The sequence below is a fragment of the Corallococcus sp. BB11-1 genome (assembly GCF_026626625.1).
Classification (GTDB): domain Bacteria; phylum Myxococcota; class Myxococcia; order Myxococcales; family Myxococcaceae; genus Corallococcus; species Corallococcus soli.
Map to the genome: position 1 here is coordinate 1 of NZ_JAPNJY010000012.1, position 7,139 is coordinate 7,139.

Annotated in this window: 4 protein-coding genes and 1 pseudogene; 2 read left to right on the plus strand and 3 right to left on the minus strand. The window is 72.1% G+C overall.

Annotation, left to right across the window (positions count from 1 at the left end; genetic code table 11):
* Window positions 1–157 precede the first annotated feature (157 nt).
* The 3 genes from OV207_RS11640 to xdhC form a co-directional block, all read right to left on the minus strand.
* A complete protein-coding gene (locus OV207_RS11640; protein WP_267555002.1) occupies window positions 158–1,012 on the minus strand; it encodes an MbnP family copper-binding protein in 855 nt (284 codons plus the stop codon).
* An 83-nt stretch (window positions 1,013–1,095) separates the two neighbouring features.
* Entirely contained in the window at window positions 1,096–4,929 is a 3,834-nt protein-coding gene (xdhB, locus tag OV207_RS11645) for a xanthine dehydrogenase molybdopterin binding subunit (protein WP_267555004.1), read from the minus strand.
* Window positions 4,926–5,744 carry a xanthine dehydrogenase accessory protein XdhC gene (xdhC, locus tag OV207_RS11650; RefSeq protein WP_267555006.1) on the minus strand — a complete coding sequence of 273 codons (819 nt, stop codon included), beginning with the start codon at window positions 5,742–5,744 and terminating at the stop codon, window positions 4,926–4,928. Before xdhC ends, xdhB begins: the two co-directional genes overlap by 4 nt.
* A gap of 149 nt (window positions 5,745–5,893) precedes the next feature.
* Between xdhC and OV207_RS11655 the strand changes: the two genes are divergently transcribed.
* Together OV207_RS11655 and OV207_RS11660 are read left to right on the plus strand one after the other, a co-directional pair.
* Window positions 5,894–6,331 (plus strand): DUF2383 domain-containing protein, encoded by a 438-nt coding sequence (locus OV207_RS11655; protein WP_193428398.1) that lies wholly within the window; start codon window positions 5,894–5,896, stop codon window positions 6,329–6,331.
* Between the two features lie 258 nt (window positions 6,332–6,589).
* Window positions 6,590–7,139, plus strand: a pseudogene (locus OV207_RS11660) (hypothetical protein); the annotation flags it as partial.

Below are 7,139 nucleotides of genomic sequence, written 5' to 3' on the forward strand. Positions count from 1 at the left end.
GGCACGCGCGGCGTGGGGAAGCCCGGTGGCAGCTTCCAGTCGTACGGCGCGGGCCCGTCCGGCGGAAGCTCCGGATCCGCGCACCCGGTGGCCAGCAGCGCCACCGTCGCCAGGGACTTCCACGCCTGCCATCGTCGTCGTGCCACGGCGGGTGCTCCTATTCGGCCCGGATGAAGGACTGCGCGGCGGGGTTCGCGGCCTGCGCCCCGAAGCCCAGGCCCAGGCGCTCGAAGAGCGGCGCGCAGTCGCTGTCCGCCTGCGACGACATGCAGCCCTCGGCGGTGCCCGTCGCGTTCGTGTCCAGGTCGGAGCCGGAGAAGAACGCCCCCAGGTCCATCACCACCTTGCCCGTCTCCAGGTTGAACGTGTCCAGCCTCACCTCCGGGCGGTTGTTGTTCGTGCAACCGGCGGTGCCCGTCGTCTGACCTTCCGGCGGCGGTGCGCAGTCGGTGCTGCCCAGGTGCATGACGTGGCCCTTGGGCAGGCCCGTGGTGCGGCCTTCGATGCGCGTGAAGAGGTAGCCGAAGCGCCAGCTCCAGAACAGGCCGGTGTCATTCAGCGGCGCGGGCGCGGTGGACACGTCGCCGTGGTTCAGCGTCTCCGGCACGCCCAGCCTGAAGCGCAGGCCCGCGTACTCACCCAGCGGCACCGTGCCCTTGAGGGCCATGTTCATCCCCTCCGTGCCCTGGGTGCACAGCCCGTCCTTGTTGGCGAAGTCCAGCAGCGCCACGCCGCCGTGCTGCCAGGTGCTGTCCTCCAGCGTGACGGGCACCTCCTGTCCATCCGTCGTGAGCAGCCGCACGTCGTGCACGTAGACGCGGAAGTCCATCGGCTCGTAGGTCGTCTTCGTCGTCCCGACGTTCGTGTAGGTGCTGCCGCAGGCGAAGGGCTCCGCGCCCACGAGCGCGACGACGGGGATGTCCACCGTCCGCGGGGGCTCCTCCTTCTCACAGCCAACGACACCCAGGAGGGCCAGCGGGAGGAGGACGCGGGAGCGGAGCACGGAGGTCATGGAAGGCTTCCTTGAAAGGGCATTTCCTCTAACGCACCGGCCCCGGGGACATGCCGTGGCATGTTGCCGCACCCGACCGTCGGCTACGCCACCTCGCGCGCTTCGTCAGGAACCGGAGCGTCGGAGGCCCGCGCGCGCCGCTTCTGGATGGAGAGGAAGAGCGCCTCGTGCGTGGCCGGCGAGGGCAGGTCCACGTCGCCACCCGGCTGACCGAACGCCGCCACCGCGTCGCGCAGCGCCTCCCGCACGGACAGGGCCAGCATCAGCGGCGGCTCGCCCACGGCCTTGCTGCCGTGGATGACGCCCGGCTGCTCCGCCCGCTCCACGAACGCCACGCGCAGGTCGATGGGCGCGTCGCTGAAGGCGGGCACCGCGTAGGTGCTGGCCGAGTGCGTGAGCAGCCGCCCCTTGCCATCCCAGCGCAGCTCCTCGCCGGTGAGCCAGCCCACGCCCTGCACGAAGCCGCCCTCCACCTGGCCCCGGTCCACGCCGGGGTTGAGCGAGTCGCCCACGTCCTCCAGCAGGTCGGCTCTCACCACGCGCTTCATGCCCGTGTCGCCGTCCACCTCCACCTCGCTCACCGCCGCGCCGTAGGCGAAGTAGAGGAAGGGCTTTCCCCGGCCCTTCACCCGGTCGTAGCCGATGCCCGGCGTGCGGTAGTAGCCCGTGACGGACATGCCCACACGTTCGCGGTAGGCCTCCTCCACCACGTCCGCGAAGGGCAGGCCCAGCTCCGGCCGCGACGCCGCCGCGATGCGCCCGTCCCGGAACAGCAGCGCGTTCGGGGACACCGCCTGCCCGTGCAACTGCACCAGCATCCTCGCGGCCACCGGCGCCAGCCGCTCGCGCAGGGTGATGCAGGCCTCGCGCACCGCCGCGCCGTTGAGGTCCGAGCCGCTGGAGGCCGCCGTCGCGGACGTGTTGGGCACCTTGTCCGTCGCCGTCTGCGCCACGCGCACCCGGTCCCCGGACAGGCCCAGCTCGCGCATGGCCACGCCTTGAATCTTGGTGTGCAGGCCCTGGCCCATCTCCGTGCCGCCGTGCGACAGCAGCACGGAGCCGTCGCGGTACACGTGCACCAGCGCGCCCGCCTGGTTGAGGAAGGTGGCGGTGAAGGAGATGCCGAACTTCATCGGCGTGATGGCCAGGCCGCGCTTGATGCGGGGGCTCTTCGCGTTGAAGGCGTCCACCTGCGCGCGGCGCTGCTGGAAGTCCGAGGACTCCATCAGGTCGCTCCACAGCCGGGGCAGCCGGTTGTCCTCCAGCTCCTGGCCGTAGTGCGTGGTGTTGGTCTCTCCCACGCCGTCGTAGAGGTTGCGCTGCCGCACGGCCTCCGGCGCCAGCCCCAGCGCGCGCGCGATGCGGCCCAGGATGTCCTCCATCACCAGCATGCCCTGCGGCCCGCCGAAGCCCCGGAACGCGGTGTTGGACACCAGGTGCGTCTTCGCCACCCGGCCGGAGTAGCGCACCGCCGGGACGTAGTAGCCATTGTCCAGGTGGAAGAGGGCGCGGTCGGTGATGGACTCGGACAGGTCCAGGGACCAGCCGCCGTTGGACACCAGGTCCGCCCTCAGCGCGAGCAGCCGCCCCGTGGCGTCGAAGCCCACCTCCCACTGCGCGTGGAACGGGTGGCGCTTGCCGGTGACGGCCATGTCCACGTCCCGGTCCAGCATCCACTTCACCGGCCGGCCCGTGAGCACCGCCGCCAGCGCCACCAGCGCCGCGGGCGCGTTGCCCTGCGTCTCCTTGCCGCCGAAGCCGCCGCCCATGCGGGGCGCCTTCACCACGACGCGGCTCCGGGGCACGTGCAGCACGTGCGCGATGACCGCCTGCACCTCCGACGGGTGCTGGGTGGAGGACGTCACGGTGACGTCGCCGTCCTCGCCGGCCTCCGCGAAGGCGGCGTGCGTCTCCAGGTAGAAGTGCTCCTGGCCGCCCATCTCGATTTCTCCGCCCAGCCGGTGGGGGCTGGACGCGAGCGCGCTGTCCACGTCGCCCCGGCGGATGACGTGCGGATCCGTGTGGTAGCTGTCCTGCGCGCGGGCCTCGGTCAGCGTGAGCACGGCGGGCAGGGGCTCGTAGTCCACCACCACCTGGTGGGCCCCCTCACGGCAGGCCTCCGGCGTCTCCCCGATGACGAGCGCCACCAGCTGCGCGTGGAAGAGCACCTCGTCCTTCGCGAGCAGCGGCTCGTCGTGGCGGATGGGCCCGGTGTCGTTCATGCCCGGGATGTCCTCCGCGAGCAGCACCCGCACCACGCCGGGCACCTTCAGCGCGGCGCTGGCGTCGCGGCGCAGGATGCGCGCGTGCGCGTGGGGCGACATCACCGGCCACACCGTCAGCATGGGCCGGCGCTGCGCCAGGTCATCCACGTACTGCGCGCCGCCCGTCACGTGGCCCAGCGCGCTCTCGTGCCGCAGCTCGCGGCCCGCGTCCGCCGTGGCGGAGGGCGCTCCGGTGAGGAAGCGGGGCCGCTCATCCAGCACGGGGCTGCGCTCGCCGGAGACGAACTTCTCGAAGAGGGACACCACCAGCCCGCGCCGGTAGTCCGCGCTGCCGCGCAGGTCGCTGATGGGGGTGAACTCCGCGGCCAGCGTCGAGCGCACGCGCGCCACCGCCTCCGCGTTCCACGGGTGGCCCACGAGCAGCGCCTCGGTCTTGAGCGCACGCACCGGCGTGGCCGCCACGCCGCCGTAGCCGAGCCGCGCGGTGCGCACGATGCCCAGCGCGTCCGTTTCGATGCAGAAGCCCGCCGCGACGATGCTGATGTCCAGCTCGCGGCGCTTGGACACCTTGAAGCTGTCCGAGTGGCGCTGGAGGCCGCTGTCCTTCGCGGGCGCGTGCGGGATGACGATGAAGCGGACGACCTCGTCCGGCTGGAGGGCCGTCTTGCGGTAGGCGAGGAAGAACTCCGACAGCGCAAGCGTCCGCTCCCCGCGCACGGAGGCGAGCACCAGCCTCGCGTCCAGCGCGAGCAGCACCGGCGCCAGGTCGCCGATGGGCGACGCCGTGACGAGGTTGCCCGACAGCGTGGCGCGGTGGCGGATCTGCCGCGAGGCGAAGACGTTGAGCATCTTCGCCACCTCCGGCACCTCCGCGCCCAGCGCGTCCTCCACGTCCACCAGCGACGCGGCGCCGCCCACGTACCAGCCGTCCGCTTCCCGGCGGATGGCGCGCAGCGACGCCACGCCCTCGGTGGAGATGAGGAAGGGGTAGCGGCGGGACTTCTTGGTGATGTCCACGCCCAGCTCCGTGGCGCCGGCCACGAGCATCGCCTCCGGGTGCAGGGCCCTCAGGGCGAGCAGGTCCTCGAAGCTGCCGGGCCGCAGGAACAGGCCGTCCCGGGCCTCGTAGCGCAGGGGCGGGGTGGGGGTGGGCGGCCCTTCCAGCGAGACGCCGGGCAGCGTGGGCGCGGTGCCCTTCGCGTCGCGGGCGGCGAGCGCGTCCATCATCGCGTCGCGGATGGGGCGGTAGCCGGTGCAGCGGCAGAGGTTGCCGCAGAGCTGATCCGCCACGGCCTCCGGCGAACCCGCGTCCTTGCGACAGTATGCCTCCACCATGGAGACGACGAAGCCCGGGGTGCAGAAGCCGCACTGCGACCCGTAGTGCTTCACCAGGGCCTGCTGCACCGGGTGGGGCGCGTCGCGCTGGCCCACGCCCTCCACGGTGACGAGCTCGCGGCCGGCCACCATGGGCACCAGCGCGATGCAGCTGTTGAAGGCGCGCAGGTTCTTCTGGCCCCGGGTGTCCTGGTCCACCATCGCCACGGTGCAGGCGCCGCAGTCTCCCTCGGCGCAGCCCTGCTTGGTGCCCGTCAGGCCGCGCGAGCGCAGGAAGTCCAGCAGCGTGGTGTTGGGCGACTCATTGTCGACCCGGACGGTCTGGCCATTGAGCCGGAACTCGAAAGGGGTGCTCATTCACCGGAGGATAGCAGGGGCGCGGGCGATGGCTGAGCCCCCACCTCCGGGGCCAGCCCGTGGTGGAGCTGGAGCAGCCCCGCCGCGATGCTGACCGCCACCTCCTGGGGTGACTTCCCCCCGGTGGGCAGCCCCATGGGGCACTGGACGCGGCCCACCTGCCGGGCGGGCAGGCCCTTCGCGTCCAGCCGCTGCCGGAAGCGGGCCCACTTCGTGTCGCTGCCGATGAGCCCGATGTAGCGCGCGGGCTTCTGGATGGCGAAGGCGATGATGTCCTGATCCACGTCGTGGCGGTGCGTCATCACCGCCACGTAGGTGCGCCGGGCATCCCAGGAGGCGCGCGCGGCGAACTCGTCCCAGGGCTCCTCGTGGCGGATGACGGACGCGGGCACCTGGGGGGACTGGACCCATTCGGCGCGCTCGTCCACCAGGTGGACGCGGAACGGGGTGCCTTCGAGGATGCGGCACAGGGCCTGGCCCACGTGGCCCGCGCCGAAGAGATAGAGCTGCGGCCCGTGGTTGACGGGCTCGACGAAGACGTCCACGACCCCTCCACAACACTGGCCCAGCTTCGCGCCCAGCGGATAGCGGAACGTGCGCGCCTCGCCCCGCTCCAGGCACCCGCGCGCGTCCTGGAGGACCAGCTGCTCCAGGTGCCCGCCCCCGATGGTGCCGTGGAAGGTGCCGTCCGCGCGCACCAGCAGCTTCGCGCCGGGGGCCGCGGGCGTGCTGCCCTTGCACTCCGTCACGGTGACGACGGCGAACGGCGTGTCCGTGCGGCCCCACTCCGTCAGCTGGTGAACCCAGTTCCACATGCAGGGCGCAGCTTGCCATGGAGCTTTCCGTGACGCCCGGTTGTCTGCCCAGCAGACGAGGGCAGGGGCTTTCGTTGTCGCGCGGGCCGGGGTCACCACCTTTTGCGCCAAGGCCGTCCTTCGCTCATCCCTTTCCAAGGAGAATTCCCATGGCCAACGCCGCCGCCGAAATCGAGACGCTGAACTCCTTCCTGCGCGGTGAGATCTCCGCGGTGGAGACCTACCGGCTCGCGACGAAGCACATTGAAAGTGACCTGGCGCGCACGGAGGTGGAGGCCTGCCTCCATGACCACGAGGCCCGCGTGGAGTCGCTCAAGGAACGCATCCAGAAGCTGGGGGGCAGCCCCGCGGAGAGCTCCGGCATCTGGGGCGTCTTCGCCAAGGTGGTCCAGGGCGGCGCGGACCTGCTCGGGGAGAAGCGCGCCATCGACGCGCTGGAGCAGGGGGAGGACCATGGCCTGGCGGACTACAACCGCGACGTGGACAAGCTGCACGGCGAGGCGCGCAGCTTCGTGCGCCAGCAGCTGCTCCCGGCGCAGAAGCAGACCCACAGCCGGCTCAGCCGTCTGAAGCACAACCTGCACTGAGCGCGCGGTTGCGCGGTGCAGGACATCGCGAGGCGTCCCTCCCGGCCTGGGGGAGGGCGCCTTGTGGTGCATCGCACGTCCCCTCATCCAGTCCTGGAGGACCTCCAGGGGCGTGCGATACTCGGCGCCGGTCCTCCGCCGACGGGAAGGCAGGGGCCTGGAGACGAGCGCATGGGGCGTGAGCACACGGGGCCAGGACCCCAGGGATCCGACCCCGAAAGGGAGGAGGGAGGGACGAAGTCCCCCCGGACACCCGACGTGCGCGCCGAATCCGACCTGCCCTCCATCCCGTCCCCGACGCTCGCCGACACCAGCCACGCGGCGGGCGCCCTGGGCACCGGCATCGAAGTGCTCTTCACCACCTCCGAGCGCGCCCTCCAGTGGGCCTGGCTCGTGCTCCAGCTGGCCCGGGGCGTGGTGGACGCCAACCCGCGCAAGGACGCCTTCCTGCGCGAGGCCCGCGCGTGCGCGGTGGACTTCCTGGACCACATCCCGCCGCACGTTCGCCGGAGCGTGGACGAGGTGCTCGTCTTCGGAAACCTCTGGCAGGCGGTGGTGGTGCGCCTGCGCCGCCGGGGCCCCCAGCCTTCGCGCGACGACGAGGCCTGGCGCCAGCTCAGCGAGGACGTGGAGCTGCTCCAGCGGGCCGCGCAGGCCCGGCTGGGCACCGCCGCCGCGCTGGAGCAGGGACTGCTCAAGGACCTGGGCCGCCTGCGCGCGCTGCTGTTGTCCGTGGGCGTCGAAGCCACGGAGCTGAGCACGGGCGTGGAGTCCTTCACCCGCTGTCTGGGGGAGCTGATGGCCGTCG